Here is a 15576-nt window from a genome sequence, read left to right on the forward strand (position 1 = left end):
CACCGCACGCCCGGCCGATCAACGGTTTCAGCTCAGGTTGTCCCCGTGGGTGAGGGTCTCCCAGGCCACGAACAGGTTGTTGCTGCCGGCCGGGCGGTTCCGCTCGGTCAGCGCCTGTGTGTTAGTCATGGCCATGCCAAGCCTGTTGTGCAGGGCGTTGTAGCCGACCTCGGTGACCGGCCCGAGACCCAGATGCAGCGCCCCACCGCACAGCCAGCTCGGCACGGCCGTACCCAGCTCGTACTTGGCCTGGAACCCGAGCGCCTGCCGCAGCCGCTCGCCCACGTCGGTGCCGTAGAGGTCCTGCCCCTGGATGCGGCTGGTCTCGGCGACGTGCGAGAGCGCGGAGATGCCGTACCCGGTGTGCGTGAGGTCGCGGCAGGTCTCCTGGGTGAGGCCGGCGACGAAGGTGGACTGCCCCTGCCAGTACTTGACGACCTTGTCCCGGGTGTCGAGGTTCTGGCTCGGCACGGTCTTCGGCAGATCGCCGTCGGAGGCGATGTAGACGAAGGCGGCGGCGCGGGTGCGGAACTTCGCCATGGCCTTGTCGTACGACGCCCTGTCCTCCAGGAAGACGGAGACGCCGACGGCGGCCTCCATCATCGACAGCTCCCAGTTGCCGTTGGAGTTGGAGCCGTTGATGATCTCCGGAAGGTAGACGTTGCGGAGCATGGTCGCGAAGCGCCCGGAGTTGGCCCAGCCGCCCGTGTACGTGTGCTTGATGATCTCGGCCGCCTTCGGCCAGGAGGAGCCGGCCCACCCGGTCTGGAGGGGCGCGTTGCTGTTGGTGTGGTCCGTGATGACCGCCGACCAGGCGTCCATGAGCTGGATCGACTTCTTCGCGTAGCGCTCGTCGCGGGTGATGTACCAGGCGAGCGCCTGCGTGTACGCGGCTATCGCGTCCTCGCGCTCGTCGGTGCAGCCGTAGTTGGGGTTCGAGTACGAACCGCACTCGACGACCGCGCGGGGCTTGGGCGTGCGGTTCAGATCGGCGTACCTGCTCGCCATCATCTGGTCGTAGGCGCCCTTCCAGGGCTGGGCGCCGGCGTTGACCTTGGATCGGGCGAAGTCCAACTGACCCTTGGAGACGGTGACTCCGGGGTGGGCGAAGGTGGCGGGGGCGGCATCGGCGGGCCAGGCGAGGGCACCGGCGACGAGCGCGGCGACGGCGGCGAGGAGAGCGGTTCTGCGCATACGTGGGGGCCTTCCGTTCTCGTATGTGAACGTTAAGCGCCTTTATGAACAGACGCGTTGGCCGGAGACGGTAGGTACAGACCAATGTGCCGTCAAGGGTCCGCGCACGAGAAAGGGCCGCACCCCCGGTGGGGGTGCGGCCCTTGCGGTTCTACGACGCTCAGCGGACCTCGGTGATCTCCGGGCCGCGCTGGAGCTGGCCCATGCCGCCGGAGAAGCGGGAGCCCTCCTGTTCCTGCTGCTGGACGCCCTCGGGGACCATCTGGGCGTCGTTCGGCAGCTTGAGGACGATCGGGTCGCGAGGGGCCATCGGGCCCTCGCCGCGGACCACGACCGTGTCCCGGAAGATCTGCTCGAGAAGACCCGCGGCCTGCGGCTGCACCGCGCCCTGGCCCGAGATCACACCGCGCAGGAACCAGCGCGGACCGTCCACACCGACGAACCGCACGACCTGGAAACCGCCCGTGCCGTCCGGCAGCTGCACCGGCACCTGGGCCCGCAGCTCCCAGCCCAGCGGACCCTCGACCTCGTCGACGATGCCGCCCTGCTGGGTGATGCCGGTGGCGATCTCCTCGCGCACCTCGCCCCAGATGCCCTCGCGCTTGGGAGCGGCGAAGGCCTGCAGCTGCACGGCGCTGTCGCGCAGCACGACGGTCGCCGCGACGATCGCGTCACCCGCGACCTCGACCCGCAGCTCCATGCCGTCGACGCCGGGCACGAAGAGTCCGCCCAGGTCCACGCGGCCCTCGCCGGGCTCGCGCACCTCGGTGTCGTCCCAGGGCCCGTCGGGCCGCGGCTCGGGCTCGAGCCTCACGCGCTCACGCGCGCCGTCCTCGTCGTCCGCCTCAGTGTCGACACTGTCGACGACCTGCTCGGCCTCGCCGGCCGCGTCCTCGGCGGCACCCTTCTTCTTGCGACGTCCGAACACGTCACTGTCCTTCCCGGTCGGATACGACCGAAGCGTATCGATTCCCACCCGTTGTGCCGCCGTCGGCGGCCTGACCGCTTGTGCTGCTTGCCCCGGCCACCGCGGCATGGCCTCCGGTGGACCCGAAGCCCCCTTCGGCCCGCGCCGAGTCGGGAAGTTCCGCGACCTCCTGGAAGCGGACCCGTTCGACCTGCTGGACGACCAGTTGGGCGATCCGGTCGAAGCGCTCGAACCGCACCACCTCGCGCGGGTCGAGATTCACCACGATCACCTTGATCTCCCCACGGTACCCGGCATCAACCGTCCCTGGGGCATTCACGAGAGCGACACCGCAGCGGGCGGCGAGGCCTGATCGGGGGTGCACGAAGGCCGCGTACCCCTCCGGGAGCGCCACAGACACCCCGGTGGGCAGCACGGCCCGCTCGCCCGGCTTCAGTTCACGGCTCTCGGTGGTGCGCAGATCGGCTCCCGCGTCGCCGGGGTGCGCGTACGACGGAAGCGGTACGTCGGGGTCGACGCGCCGGATCAGCACGCTCAGGGGTTCACGGCTCACGGGTTCACCTCGAAGGCACGGGCACGCCGGACCTGGTCCGGGTCGTCCATGGCGGCCCGGATCTCCTCCGGGCGGCCGTTGTCGATGAAGTGGTCGACCTTCACCTCGATGAAGAGCGCCTCGGCACGGACGACGACGGGCCCGTCGGGGCCGCCGATCCGTCCGGTGGCGGTCGAGTAGATCTTCCGTCCCGCGACGGCCGTCACCTCGGCCTCCAGATACAGCACCGTCCCCACCGGGACGGGCCGCGCGAAGTCGGTCTCCAGGCGTCCGGTCACCGCGATCGTCCGCAGCAGCCAGTTCAGCGAGCCGAGGGTCTCGTCGAGGGCGGTCGCGAGCACACCGCCGTGCGCCAGGCCCGGTGCGCCCTGGTGGGCGGGCCGCACGGTGAACTCGGCGGTGACCGAGACCCCTTCGCCTGCCCGGGCCTCCAGGTGCAGTCCGTGGGCCTGCTCGCCGCCGCAGCCGAAGCACTGGCCGTAGTGCGCGCCGAGGAGCTCGCCGGGTGCGGGCGCGTCGGGGTGACGCACCGGCTGCACGGCGTCGGCGGGAGGCTGAAGAGCTGCGGAACTACCACTCACAGCCGCAGACCTTACCCGCGCGTCGGCCTTCGTCTCACACCGTGCCAAGCTTGGCTCCATGCAGCTCTCCGCCGCCCCCTACGAAGAACGCCTCACCGCCCCCCGCTCGTGGTGGCTCATCTCGTTCCTGGTGGGGGTCTCCTTCGCTCTGATCCTGTTGCCGTTCGGCACGCTGCCGCTGCTCGGCGGCCTGGTCGGCGGCACCGCGGTCGCGGCCGTCGCCGCCAGCTCGTACGGCGCGCTCCGCATCCGTGTGGTGGGCGGTTCGCTGATCGCCGGCGAGGCGAAGATCCCGGTCACGGCGCTGGGTGCGGCGGAGGTACTGGACGCGGAGGAGGCGCGCGCCTGGCGCACGTACAAGGCCGACACCCGCGCCTTCCTGCTGCTGCGCGCCTACATCCCGACGGCGCTGCGCGTGGAGGTCACGGACCCTCAGGACCCGACGCCGTACCTGTATCTGTCGACGCGGGAGCCGGAGCGGCTGGCGGAGGCGATCAAGCAGGCGCGGGACGCCGCCTAGAACGTTCGCGCGAGGTTTCACTCCGCGCAGACCCGCTTTCTCAGGGGTCCCGGAATCTCACGGAACTCTTACCGGGTTCCGCGGCCCTCGCCGTGTCCCCGCCCGAGTTCCTTCGCGATGTCCCCGATCTCCAGGGGATGCGCCGGCGCCTCCAGCGGCGGGAGCGCGTCGAGTGCCTCCCAGGGCACCTGCATCTTGCGCAGGTCCGCGCGGATGCGTGCCGCGAGCTTCTTGGTGTCTCTGCGGTTCATGACCGCGCCCACGGCCGCGCCGACCATGAACGGCATCAGGTTCGGCAGGTTCCGGACCATCCGCTTCATGATCTGCTGCCGCAGCTGAGCTTTCATCGGGCCACCGAGGGCGGAGTTGATCGTCGACGGTTTGGTCACGTCGATGCCGCGCTCTCCCGACCAGGAGTTCAGATACGCGGTGCTGCGGTCCTTGAGACCGCCCGGCGGTCGCACGCCGTAGACCTCGTAGAGCTCGGCGATCAGCTTCAGCTCGATCGCCGCGACCCCGGTGATCTCCGCGGCCAGCTCCGTCGGCATCGCCGGCGGGACAGGCAGCATCGCCGCCGCGCCGACCCCGGCTCCGACGGTCGAGGAGGCGTTCGCGGCGCCCGCCACGAGTTTGTCGGCGAGCTGCTCGGGCCCGAGGCCCGGGAACTGCCTGCGGAGCGCCTGGAGGTCGCGTACGGGGATCCGCGGGGCGTTGTCGATGATCCGGTCGGCGAGGTACGCCAAGCCCGCCCTGGCGCGGCTACCGCCTTTGCGGACGCCTTCCCCGACCTTGTCGCGCATCACCGCGACCCGTCGCCTGGCGACGGGCGCGGGATGGTCCGCGGGCGCCGGGAGGTCACCCCGGGCGGCCGCGGGTTCGAGCGAGGCTCCCGTACCTGATGAGCCCCGCTCGTCGTCACGCGCACCGTGAGGGCCGTCGGACGGCCCTTGGTCCGCTCCCGGCAGGGGGGAGCGGCGCTTCCAAGGAGGGGTCGAGCCAGTCACGGCCGACCCGCCCTCAGTCGCAGTCGCGGCAGATCGGCTGACCGTTCTTCTCTCGGGCCAGCTGGCTGCGGTGGTGCACCAGGAAGCAGCTCATGCAAGTGAACTCGTCCTGCTGCTTGGGCAGTACCCGGACGGCCAGCTCCTCGTTCGAGAGGTCCGCGCCGGGCAGTTCGAGGCCTTCGGCGGCTTCGAACTCGTCGACATCCACTGCGGAGGTCGACTTGTCGTTCCGGCGAGCCTTCAGTTCTTCAAGGCTGTCCGAGTCGACGTCGTCGTCGGTCTTGCGTGGGGTGTCGTAATCCGTTGCCATGTCGCTCTCCCCCTCTGGGTGTCTGCGGTGTCTCCAGCGCACGTAACGCGTGAGAGGCCGGACTTGTGCCCGACCCGAGGCGGAGATTTTGCCTCACATCAAGGTCTGTTACTCAATCGACACCCAACCGGACTCCTCATGAGTGATCGGCTGGGATGGCGATGGGGACCGTACACGGTCCGAATGCCGCACTTCAAAGGCGTCTCACCGTGTACTTCCCGTGATCAAGCCCCTCGAAAACCCGGACTTTCCCGGCTTTCCGGCAGCATTCCTGATCACTGACAGTAGATGGCCGGAAATTCGCCCTTGTGATCGATCACACACGGGACAGCTCGACGAGTGCCCAGAAAATTCCGCGCAAAGCGAACATCCCCGTGTGTCGGCGACATGATCTCAGATCGGCAGGGTGACCCGCATCACGAGGCCTCCCCCCTCGCGCGGCTGTGCGTAGATGTGCCCGCCGTGCGCCCGGGCAACCGAGCGGACGATGGACAGTCCGAGACCGACACCCTTGTCGCTGCCGGTGCGATCGGCACCCCGGAGCCGCTTGAACGGCTCGAAGAGGTTGTCGATCTCGTACGCCGGAACGACCGGGCCCGTGTTCGACACGACCAGAACCGCCTGCCCGTGCAGGACCTCGGTGGTGACCTCGACCCAGCCGTCCTCCTGCACGTTGTACCGCACGGCGTTCTGAACGAGGTTCAGCGCGATCCGCTCCAGCAGCACGCCGTTGCCCTGGACGACCGCGGACTGCCGCTCGCCGCGGATCACGACGCCCTTGGCCGCGGCCTCCGCGTGCACCTGGTCGACGGCCTGCTCGGCGACCTCGGCGAGGTCCACGGGCTTGCGTTCGACGATCTGGTTGTCGCTGCGGGCGAGCAGCAGCAGGCCCTCCACGAGCTGCTCACTGCGCTCGTTGGTGGCCAGCAGCGTCTTGCCGAGCTGCTGGAGCTCCACCGGGGCGCCCGGGTCGGAGAGATGCACCTCGAGCAGCGTGCGGTTGATCGCGAGGGGCGTTCTCAGCTCGTGCGAGGCGTTGCCGACGAACCTCTGCTGGGCCGTGAAGGCCCGCTCCAGGCGCTCCAGCATGTCGTCGAAGGTGTCGGCCAGCTCCTTCAGCTCGTCGTCCGGGCCGTCCAGCTCGATCCGCCGGGCCAGGTCCGAGCCGGCCACCGCGCGTGCGGTCCGGGTGATCCGGCCCAGCGGGGACAGGACCCGGCCGGCCATGGCGTAGCCGAACGCGAAGGCGATGATCGCGAGGCCGAGCAGGGCGAGGAGAGAGCGGCTGAGGAGGTTGTCGAGGGCGTGCTGGCGCTGCTCGTTCACACATTCGTTGAGCGCGTGGTTGAGCTCGGCCGCCGGCAGCTGGGTGGACACGATGTTGCAGTTCTCGCTGGACACCGTGCCGGTGACGACCTTGAAGGGCAGGTCGCTGCCGACGTTCAGCGCGTTCGCGGCCAGCAGGTAGATGATCGACAGCAGCAGAATGCCGGCGATCAGGAACATGCCGCCGTACAGCAGCGTGAGCCGTATGCGGATGGTCGGGCGCAGCCAGGGGAACGGCGGTTCGACCCGCCGCGGGTCCCAGGTGGGCTTCGGAGGCGCCCCGGGAGGCGCGGGTGCGGCGGCCACGGCGGATCAGATCCGGTAGCCGGAGCCGGGCACGGTGACGATGACGGGCGGCTCGCCCAGCTTGCGGCGCAGGGTCATGACGGTGACCCGGACGACGTTGGTGAACGGGTCGGTGTTCTCGTCCCAGGCCTTCTCCAGGAGCTGCTCCGCGGAGACGACCGCGCCCTCGGAGCGCATCAGCACCTCCAGGACGGCGAACTCCTTGGGCGCGAGCTGCACCTCCTTGCCGTCCCGGAAGACCTCGCGGCGGTTCGGGTCGAGCTTGATGCCGGCGCGCTCCAGGACGGGCGGCAGCGGCATGCTGGTGCGGCGGCCGAGGGCACGCACGCGTGCCGTCAGCTCGCTGAACGCGAAGGGCTTGGGCAGATAGTCGTCGGCGCCGATCTCCAGGCCCTCGACGCGGTCACTGACGTCGCCGGACGCCGTGAGCATCAGCACGCGTGTGGGCATGCCGAGCTCGACGATCTTGCGGCAGACGTCGTCGCCGTGCACCAGCGGGAGGTCACGGTCGAGGACGACCACGTCGTAGTCGTTGACGCCGATGCGCTCCAGGGCGGCCGCACCGTCGTACACGACGTCGACGGCCATGGCCTCCCGGCGCAGTCCGGTGGCCACCGCATCGGCGAGCAGTTGCTCGTCCTCGACGACGAGTACGCGCACGTCGCTTGTCCTTCCTGTGTCCACCCGCGTAGCGCTTCTGGGGCACGCGGGCAGGGGCCTTGGTGAGTGTGTTGACCTCCATCCTGCCCTTTTCGGCCATAAGTCGGCTGTAAGGCGGGGAAGGGCCGTCTGAAGGCCAGGTGTGAGCCCGGGTGAAGGTCAGGTGTGAAGCCGGGGAATGCGAGATTTTCTCGTCGGGTTGAGGTTTCCGTGGAAGAGAGCGCGGGGAGGACGGCTTTACACCCCGCGATCACGCTCTGCATGTGCCGCAGCACCATGCGGTACACCGCAATCCGCTTTCCGCAGAGCGGGCGTGGGTGTCCGGCGCCGCCGCCGCCCAGCAGGGCAGCGCTGGGCATCTGCTGGAGGCGTGATCGCCCCTTCCGAACGGCACACCCCCGTGCCACCGACCCACGACCCAGGACGAGGGGGCGCAGCATGGACGCATTCACCGCAGGACTTCTGCAGCGCATAAGGGCGACCGAGACCGACCTGACGCGGGCTCGCAACGAGGGCGACGACTTCCTCGTCGAGGTGGAGCAGGGCGAGCTCGAAGACCTGCGCCGCCTCGCCGCCGAGCATGGCGTGGAGGTCAGCGCATAGCGTCGGATCGGCTTTGAGCACGACCGTGGGCCCCGGTGAATCCAGCACCGGGGCCCACTGGCTTGCGCTCCGTCGGTGCCCGTCAGTCGTGCCAGGCGCCGAAGTCCTCCAGGAGCCGCTGGAGGGGCTCGAAGACGCCCGGGGTGCCGGCGATCGCCAGATCCCGTGCGGGGCGTTCTCCGGGGCGTCCACCGGTCAGGGCGCCCGCCTCCCGGGCGATCAGGTCGCCCGCCGCGAGGTCCCAGGCGTTCAGGCCGCGTTCGTAGTAGCCGTCGAGGCGGCCCGCGGCCACGTCGCACAGGTCCACCGCCGCCGATCCGCTGCGGCGGATGTCCCGGAGGAGCGGGATCAGCTTCTGGGCGACCTCGGCCTGGTGGGCCCGGACCTCCAGGACGTAGTTGAAGCCCGTCGAGACCAGGGCCTGGTCCAGGGGCGGTGCCGGGCGGCAGGCCAGCCTGCGTTCGCCGTCCCACGCGCCCGTGGCCCAGGCACCCTCGCCCTTCACCGCGTGGTACGTCTCGCCGCGCATCGGGGCCGCCACCACTCCGACGACCGTCTCGCCGTCCTGCTCGGCCGCGATGGAGACGGACCAAGTGGGCAGTCCGTAGAGGTAGTTGACCGTTCCGTCGAGCGGGTCGATCACCCAGCGGATGCCGCTCGTGCCCTCGCTGGAGGCGCCCTCCTCGCCGAGGAAGCCGTCGTCGGGGCGGTGGGAGGCGATCAGGTCGGTGATCAGTTTCTCCGCCGCGATGTCCATCTCGGTGACCACGTCGATGGGGCTCGACTTGGTGGCGGCCACCGCCAGGTCGGCCGGGCGGCCGTCCCTCAGGAGGGCACCGGCCCTGTGGGCGGCTTCCTGGGCGAGCCGAAGCAGTTCCGTGTGCAGAGGGGCGGTCACGGGGTTCCTCACGCGTAGGGGCTGTCGACGCCCGCGGCGGCGGGGTGGGGGGCACGGGACGGGCAGCAGCCGATCGGGCAGAGGTCGTGGCTCGCGCCGAGTGCGCCGAGTGCGCAGGGCGTGACCTCCTGGCCGCGCTCGACCGCGGATCGCTCCAGGACCAGGTCGCGGATCGCGGCGGCGAACCGCGGGTCGGCGCCGACCGTGGCCGAGCGGCGCATCGGCAGCCCCAGCTCCTCCGCCTTGGCCTTGGCCTCCGTGTCGAGGTCGTACAGGACCTCCATGTGGTCGGAGACGAAGCCGATGGGGGCGATCACGACCGCGGGGGCGCCGGACGCGTGGCGCTCCTCCAGGTGGTCGCAGATGTCCGGCTCCAGCCACGGGATGTGCGGGGCGCCCGAGCGGGACTGGTAGACGAGCTGCCAGGGGTGGTCCACACCGGTGCGCTCGCGGACCGCCTCGGCGATCAGCCGCGAGACCTCCAGGTGCTGCTCCACGTACGCGCCGCCGTCGCCGTGGTCCTCGACCGGGCCGGAGGTGTCCGCCGACGCGTTCGGGATGGAGTGGGTCGAGAAGGCGAGGTGCGCGCCGTCCCGGACGGCCTCGGGGAGGTCGGCGAGGGACCGCAGGACGCCCTCGATCATGGGCTCCAGGAAGCCCTCGTGGTTGAAGTAGTGCCGCAGCTTGTCGATCCGGGGGAGCTCGACGCCCTCGGCCTCCAGCGCCGCCAGCGAGTCGGCGAGGTTCTCCCGGTACTGGCGGCAGCCCGAGTACGAGGCGTACGCGCTCGTGGCGAGGACCAGGATGCGGCGGTGCCCGTCGGCGACCATCTCGCGCAGGGTGTCCGTCAGGTAAGGGGCCCAGTTGCGGTTGCCCCAGTAGATCGGCAGGCCCAGGCCGTGGTCGGCGAAGTCCTTGCGCAGGGCGTCCAGCAGGGCGCGGTTCTGGTCGTTGATGGGGCTGACCCCGCCGAACAGGAAGTAGTGCTGCCCGACTTCCTTCAGGCGTTCCTTGGGGATGCCGCGCCCTCGCGTCACGTTCTCCAGGAACGGGACGACGTCGTCCGGGCCCTCCGGGCCGCCGAACGAGAGCAGGAGCAGGGCGTCGTAGGGGGTGGCATCGAGCGCGTCTCGCATGGGTCGATCCTGTCATCCGGTACTGACAGCCGGGAAACGGTGGGGTGACGGACGGAGTTCCGGGACCGGCCCGCCAGGTGCATTAGGGTCACCTAACTCGTAAGCTGTATCCGCCGCCTTCACGCCTTACTGGACTGTCGGCATCCACAGCCGATCCCGTCCGACCGGAGGCCCTCGTGCCGAGCCCCTACCTCGCCCTGTTCGCCGCCCCCGGCAGCAAGGGCTTCTCCGCCGCGGGGTTCCTCGGCCGGATGCCGTTGTCGATGATGGGCATCGGCGTGGTGACCATGGTCTCCCAGCTCACCGGGCGGTACGGGCTCGCCGGCGCGCTGTCGGCCACCATGGCGCTGGCCGCGGCGGTGGCAGGTCCCCAGGTCTCGCGGCTGGTGGACCAGCACGGGCAGCGGCGGGTGCTGCGGCCGGCGACGCTGATCGCGCTCGTCTCGGCGGCCGGGCTGCTGTTCGCGGCGCACTACAGGTGGCCCGACTGGACGCTGTACGTGTTCAGCGCGGGCATCGGGTGCGTGCCGAGCATCGGCGCGATGATCCGCGCGCGGTGGGCCGCGCTGTACGGCGGGACGCCGCAGCTGCACACCGCGTACTCGTTCGAGTCGGTGATCGACGAGGTCTGCTTCATCTTCGGGCCGATCATCTCGATCGGGCTGTCCACGGCGTGGTTCCCGGAGGCGGGGCCGCTGCTCGCCGCCTGCTTCCTGGCGGTCGGCGTCTTCTGGCTGACCGCCCAGCGCGCCACCGAGCCCGCGCCGCACCCGCGCGAGAAGCACGGCGACGGCGGCAGCGCCCTGCGCTCCCCCGGGCTCCAGGTCCTGGTGGCCACCTTCGTGGCGACCGGGGCCATCTTCGGCGCCGTCGACGTGGTCACCGTGGCCTTCGCCGACGAGCAGGGCCACAAGGGCGCCGCCAGCATCGTGCTCGCCCTGTACGCGGCGGGCTCCTGCGCGGCCGGCCTCGTCTTCGGGCTGCTGCACTTCAAGGGGGCGCCCGAACCTCGCTGGCTGCTGGGCATATGCGCGATGGCCGTGAGTATGATCCCCCTCCTACTGGTCGGAAACTTGCCGTTTCTGGCCGTGGCGCTGTTCCTTGCGGGCCTGGCCATCGCTCCCACGATGATCACCACGATGTCCCTCATCGAGCAGCACGTACCACGCGCGCAGCTGACCGAGGGCATGACCTGGATCAGTACCGGGCTCGCGGTCGGGGTCGCACTCGGCTCCTCCGCGGCCGGCTGGGTCATCGACGCGGCCGGGGCGCGCGCCGGGTACGGGGTTCCGGCGGTGTCCGGGGCCGTCGCGGTCGCGGTCGGTTTTCTGGGGTACCGCCGGCTCAAGGGGCCGGCTCCGGGTCGGGGAGGCACCGTTGAGCAGCACAGCGAGCGGGAAGAACGGCACGTGGCGTAACTGGGGTGGAAACGTCGCCGCCCGTCCCGCGCGGGAGGTCACTCCGGCCTCGGTCGAGGAACTCGCGGACGCCGTACGGAAGGCGGCCGCGGACGGCCTGAAGGTGAAGGCCGTCGGCACCGGGCACTCCTTCACCTCGATCGCCGCCACCGACGGTGTGTTGATCCGCCCTCAACTGTTGACCGGTATCCGCGACATCGACCGTGAGGCCGGGACCGTCACCGTGGAGGCAGGGACCCCGCTCAAGAGGCTCAACATGGCTCTCGCGCGGGAGGGCCTGTCGCTCACGAACATGGGCGACATCATGGAGCAGACCGTCTCCGGCGCCACCAGCACCGGCACGCACGGCACCGGCCGTGAGTCCGCTTCGATCGCCGCCCAGATCAAGGGTCTGGAACTGGTCACCGCCGACGGCTCGGTGCTCGCCTGCTCCGAGAAGGAGAACCCCGAGGTCTTCGCCGCCGCCCGCATCGGCCTCGGCGCGCTCGGCATCGTCACGGCGATCACCTTCGCCGTGGAGCCCATCTTCCTGCTGACGGCTCGCGAGGAGCCGATGCCCTTCGACAAGGTCCTCGCCGACTTCGACGAACTGTGGGCCGAGAACGAGCACTTCGAGTTCTACTGGTTCCCGCACACCGGCAGCACCAACACCAAGCGCAACAACCGCAGTGCGGGCCCGGAGAAGCCGGTGCCGCAGCTCCAGGGCTGGATCGAGGACGAGTTCCTCTCCAACGGTGTCTTCCAGGTCGCCCAGTGGGTCGGCCGCGCGGCGCCCGGGACGATCCCGACGATCGCCCGGATCTCCAGCAAGGCCCTGTCCTCGCGGACCTACACGGACATCCCCTACAAGGTCTTCACATCACCGCGCCGGGTGCGCTTCGTGGAGATGGAGTACGCCGTCCCGCGCGAGGCCGTCGCCGAGACGCTGCGCGAGTTGAGGACCATGGTCGAGCGCTCCGGCCTCAAGGTCAGCTTCCCGATCGAGGTGCGCACCGCGCCGGCCGACGACATCACGCTGTCCACTGCGTCGGGCCGCGACAGCGCCTACATCGCCGTGCACATGGTCAAGGGCACGCCCTACCAGGCGTACTTCACCGCCGCCGAGCGCATCTTCACCGCGCACGAGGGGCGTCCGCACTGGGGCAAGGTGCACACGCGCGACGCCGAGTACTTCGCCGGGGTCTATCCCCGCTTCGCCGAGTTCACCGCTCTGCGGGATCGGCTTGATCCTGATCGTCGGTTCCAGAACGACTACTTGCGGAGGGTGTTGGGGTCGTAGCGCCCTCGGACCCGCTGGGTGTCGGCACAGACGTGGGTGTCCGCGTCGAGCTGGAGCCCGTACCTCTGTCCGATGACGTGCCGCTCGAAGTGGGCGTGCCGTCACCGGACTTCGAGGACGACGAGGAGTCCGCGACAGACCGTCCCCTTTCCCGATATCGGACCTTCCGCGCATTCCTGGATCTTGCCTGCTTTCCCGCACTTGACCAACCAACTGCACGAGAAAAGGACGTACGCACGAAACCAGTAGTTCCGTTTCTGGTGATTCCGTGAAGTACGCCACGTTCAAGATCCGCAAATTCGCGCGAGAGGCCGTCAAGTCCGGTCTGTTGCCAGAAGTTGGGCGGCGCGCCAATCCACGCACGTGGTCCAAATGGAGTACTGTTGCGAGCCCTGGATCCGGTCTCCCGCCAGGGCGTCCGCGGCTCCAAGGACCGCCAGGAGGGGGCTAGTTGCACAGGGTGACGGAGTTGGTCACTTAGCGTTGCGAATAGGTAACCGTGCCATAACGGCGATCCAGGGCCCGTGCCCGACACGCCGGGCAACTCGGCAAGGTTGTGGCAGGCTGCACCCGGGCAGGCCACACTCGACTAGCGGAAGCAGCGACGCACGTGACGTCGGCAGGCACCACCCGGGAGGTCCCCATGCCCGAACTGCGTGTCGTGGCCGTCTCGAATGACGGCACACGGCTGGTGCTGAAGGCTGCGGACAGCACGGAGTACACGCTTCCGATTGACGAGCGTCTGCGCGCCGCGGTACGCGGCGACCGTCCCCGCCTCGGCCAGATCGAGATCGAGGTGGAGAGCCATCTCCGCCCCCGTGACATTCAGGCACGTATACGCGCCGGTGCGACGGCCGAAGAGGTCGCGCAGATGGCCGGCATCCCCGTGGACCGCGTACGCCGTTTCGAGGGCCCTGTGCTCGCGGAGCGCGCGTTCATGGCCGAGCGGGCACGCAAGACACCCGTCCGCCGCCCCGGCGAGAACGCGGGTCCCCAGCTCGGCGAGGCCGTCCAGGAGCGCCTGCTGCTGCGCGGCGTCGAGAAGGACACCGTCCAGTGGGACTCGTGGCGCCGCGACGACGGCACCTGGGAAGTCCTGCTGGTCTACCGGGTCGCGGGCGAGCCGCACTCGGCGAGCTGGACGTACGACCCGCCCCGGCGGCTCGTCCAGGCCGTCGACGAGGAGGCACGCTCGCTGATCGGCGAGTCCGACGACCTCGCCGTGCCGGAGCCCAGCTTTCCGTTCGTCCCGAGGATCGCGCGGCTGCCGCGCGACCGTCCGCTGGACCGTGCCCTCGAACGGGGGCCGAGCCTGCCCGTGCCGACGCCCGATCCGGTCGAGGAGGCCGCGGCCGAGCGGGACTCGCTGACCAGCCTGCTGGAGGCGGTGCCGAGCTTCCGGGGCGACCTGGTGGTTCCGGAGCGCCCGTCGGAGCCCGCCCCGCCCATGGAGGAGCCCCCCGCCGAACCCGAGGCGGAGGAACCCCCGGCCCCGGCGGCCTCGGCCGGCTCGGCCTACGCGGACGTCCTCATGCCCCGTTCCGTCGGCAGCCACCGCGACCGTCTCATCGGCTCCACCGACCGCCAGGCCGAGGCCGACGGCGTCCGTCCCGGCCGCCGCGCGGCCGTCCCGAGCTGGGACGAGATCGTGTTCGGCACGCGACGCAAGAAGCAGGAGTAGTCGGTCGTACGGCTGTGAAGACGGCCGTACGAGGATGAGGGCCCGCGCCGTTCGGCAGCGGGCCCTCCGGCTTGGACGACGCGGGTACGGCCAGGCGGCGTGGCCACGCGCGGCCACGCCTTCAGCCGCCTGCCCTGCGGGCATTCGTACCCGAAGAGGGCGGCAGCCGGGCCACGCGAGCCCCGCTCAGCCCCAGCGCCGGGTCACTGAGGGTCCGGGCCCACGGCGACCGGCCGAGACGGATCCGACGACCACTCCGACCACGAACCGACGTACAGCGCCGCCGGAATCCCCGCGACCGCCAGGGCCAGCACCTCGTGCGCCCCGGAGACGCCCGAACCGCAGTACACCCCGACCTCGGAGCCGTCACCCGCCCCGAGGGCCTTGAAGCGCGCACCCAGCTCCTCGGCGGGCAGGAACCGCCCGTCCGGCCCCACGTTCTCGTTCGTCGGCGCGGACACGGCGCCCGGGATGTGCCCGCCGACCCGGTCGATCGGCTCGACCTCGCCCCGGTACCGCTCCCCCGCCCGCGCGTCGAACAGCACGCCGGACCGTGCCAGCGCCGCCGCCGCGTCCGCGTCGAGCAGCCCCGCGGCTCCCGGCACCGGTTCGAAGTCGCCCTCGGCGAGAGCGGGACCGGGCACCGACGACCGCAGGGGCCCCTCCCACGTCGGCAACCCGCCGTCGAGGACCCGCACGTCCGGGTGACCCGTCCAGCGCAGCAGCCACCACGCGCGGGCTGCCGCCCAGCCCTGTCCCCCGTCGTACACGACCACCGGCACGACGGCCGACACACCCGCCCGGCGCATCGCGGCACCGAACTCCGCGACATCGGGCAGCGGATGCCGACCGCGCGCACCGGCGGCGGAGGCAAGTTCCCTGTCCAGGTCGACGAAGACCGCGCCCGGGATGTGCCCGGCCGCGTACTCGGCCCGGCCGTCGAAGGGCGGTTCTCCGGCCGCTTTGGCCACGCTCAACTGCCAGCGGACGTCGAGCAGCACCGGCGGGTTCTCGCCCGTCAGTTCGCTCACGAGTTCGGATGCGGAGATGATGGCGTTCATGGCCACCATCCTTGCGCACGGGGTGGCCGCATCGTCCATGTCCGGCTACTCTGCTCCGCCGGGCAGGCCCGATCACGAGGCGTACGGGATCGGGCACATGCTGTACAGCCGATCGACA

General features: G+C 70.5%; 16 protein-coding genes. 5 read left to right on the forward strand and 11 right to left on the reverse strand.

The annotated features are described in order from the left end of the window. Positions 1-27 precede the first annotated feature (27 nt). From ACWD3I_RS27330 to ACWD3I_RS27345, 4 genes are all read right to left on the reverse strand, one after another. Positions 28-1194: an alginate lyase family protein gene (locus ACWD3I_RS27330; protein ID WP_365407981.1), complete on the reverse strand. Its 1167-nt coding sequence runs from the start codon at positions 1192-1194 to the stop codon at positions 28-30. Between the two features lie 160 nt (positions 1195-1354). Further along, a complete protein-coding gene (locus ACWD3I_RS27335) occupies positions 1355-2122 on the reverse strand; it encodes a DUF3710 domain-containing protein (protein ID WP_307024912.1) in 768 nt (255 codons plus the stop codon). Position 2123: 1 nt separating this feature from the next. Further along, complete coding sequence (gene dut / locus ACWD3I_RS27340; protein WP_365407978.1) at positions 2124-2675, reverse strand: dUTP diphosphatase; 552 nt, start codon at positions 2673-2675, stop codon at positions 2124-2126. Then, positions 2672-3256 carry a PaaI family thioesterase gene (locus tag ACWD3I_RS27345; protein WP_365407975.1) on the reverse strand — a complete coding sequence of 195 codons (585 nt, stop codon included), beginning with the start codon at positions 3254-3256 and terminating at the stop codon, positions 2672-2674. Before ACWD3I_RS27345 ends, dut begins: the two co-directional genes overlap by 4 nt. 58 nt (positions 3257-3314) lie before the next feature. Between ACWD3I_RS27345 and ACWD3I_RS27350 the strand changes: the two genes are divergently transcribed. Continuing rightward, the gene (locus tag ACWD3I_RS27350) at positions 3315-3776 is read left to right on the forward strand and encodes a DUF3093 domain-containing protein (protein ID WP_365407972.1); all 462 of its coding nucleotides are present in this window, start codon (positions 3315-3317) and stop codon (positions 3774-3776) included. Between the two features lie 68 nt (positions 3777-3844). On the opposite strand, the gene ACWD3I_RS27355 is transcribed toward ACWD3I_RS27350, so the two are convergent. From ACWD3I_RS27355 to ACWD3I_RS27370, 4 genes are all read right to left on the reverse strand, one after another. Beyond that, positions 3845-4780: a hypothetical protein gene (locus ACWD3I_RS27355; RefSeq protein WP_365407969.1), complete on the reverse strand. Its 936-nt coding sequence runs from the start codon at positions 4778-4780 to the stop codon at positions 3845-3847. A gap of 13 nt (positions 4781-4793) precedes the next feature. Next, positions 4794-5090 carry a DUF4193 domain-containing protein gene (locus ACWD3I_RS27360; RefSeq protein WP_005481602.1) on the reverse strand — a complete coding sequence of 99 codons (297 nt, stop codon included), beginning with the start codon at positions 5088-5090 and terminating at the stop codon, positions 4794-4796. Between the two features lie 393 nt (positions 5091-5483). Continuing rightward, a complete protein-coding gene (locus tag ACWD3I_RS27365; RefSeq protein ID WP_365407965.1) occupies positions 5484-6722 on the reverse strand; it encodes a sensor histidine kinase in 1239 nt (412 codons plus the stop codon). 6 nt (positions 6723-6728) lie between these two features. Further along, complete coding sequence (locus ACWD3I_RS27370; RefSeq protein WP_046257092.1) at positions 6729-7382, reverse strand: response regulator transcription factor; 654 nt, start codon at positions 7380-7382, stop codon at positions 6729-6731. 438 nt (positions 7383-7820) lie between these two features. Between ACWD3I_RS27370 and ACWD3I_RS27375 the strand changes: the two genes are divergently transcribed. After that, positions 7821-7985, forward strand: coding sequence for a hypothetical protein (locus ACWD3I_RS27375; protein ID WP_199924513.1), 165 nt, complete (start codon positions 7821-7823; stop codon positions 7983-7985). A gap of 82 nt (positions 7986-8067) precedes the next feature. On the opposite strand, the gene ACWD3I_RS27380 is transcribed toward ACWD3I_RS27375, so the two are convergent. Further along, on the reverse strand, positions 8068-8883 hold the full coding sequence (locus ACWD3I_RS27380) for an inositol monophosphatase family protein (RefSeq protein ID WP_365407961.1): 816 nt from the start codon (positions 8881-8883) through the stop codon (positions 8068-8070). Positions 8884-8891: 8 nt separating this feature from the next. After that, positions 8892-10019, reverse strand: a complete 1128-nt coding sequence (locus ACWD3I_RS27385; protein ID WP_365407958.1) for a ferrochelatase — start codon at positions 10017-10019, stop codon at positions 8892-8894. A gap of 176 nt (positions 10020-10195) precedes the next feature. On the opposite strand from ACWD3I_RS27385, the gene ACWD3I_RS27390 reads away from it, so the two are divergent. From ACWD3I_RS27390 to sepH, 3 genes are all read left to right on the forward strand, one after another. After that, a complete protein-coding gene (locus ACWD3I_RS27390) occupies positions 10196-11437 on the forward strand; it encodes an MFS transporter (protein ID WP_365407955.1) in 1242 nt (413 codons plus the stop codon). Further along, on the forward strand, positions 11397-12716 hold the full coding sequence (locus ACWD3I_RS27395) for a D-arabinono-1,4-lactone oxidase (protein WP_365407952.1): 1320 nt from the start codon (positions 11397-11399) through the stop codon (positions 12714-12716). Before ACWD3I_RS27390 ends, ACWD3I_RS27395 begins: the two co-directional genes overlap by 41 nt. Before the next feature lie 643 nt (positions 12717-13359). Then, positions 13360-14397 carry a septation protein SepH gene (gene sepH, locus ACWD3I_RS27400; protein WP_365407949.1) on the forward strand — a complete coding sequence of 346 codons (1038 nt, stop codon included), beginning with the start codon at positions 13360-13362 and terminating at the stop codon, positions 14395-14397. 203 nt (positions 14398-14600) lie between these two features. Here sepH and ACWD3I_RS27405 read toward each other — a convergent pair whose 3' ends face one another. Continuing rightward, a complete protein-coding gene (locus ACWD3I_RS27405; protein ID WP_365407946.1) occupies positions 14601-15458 on the reverse strand; it encodes a sulfurtransferase in 858 nt (285 codons plus the stop codon). Positions 15459-15576 lie beyond the last annotated feature (118 nt).

It is taken from the genome of Streptomyces sp. NPDC002817 (genome assembly GCF_053592055.1).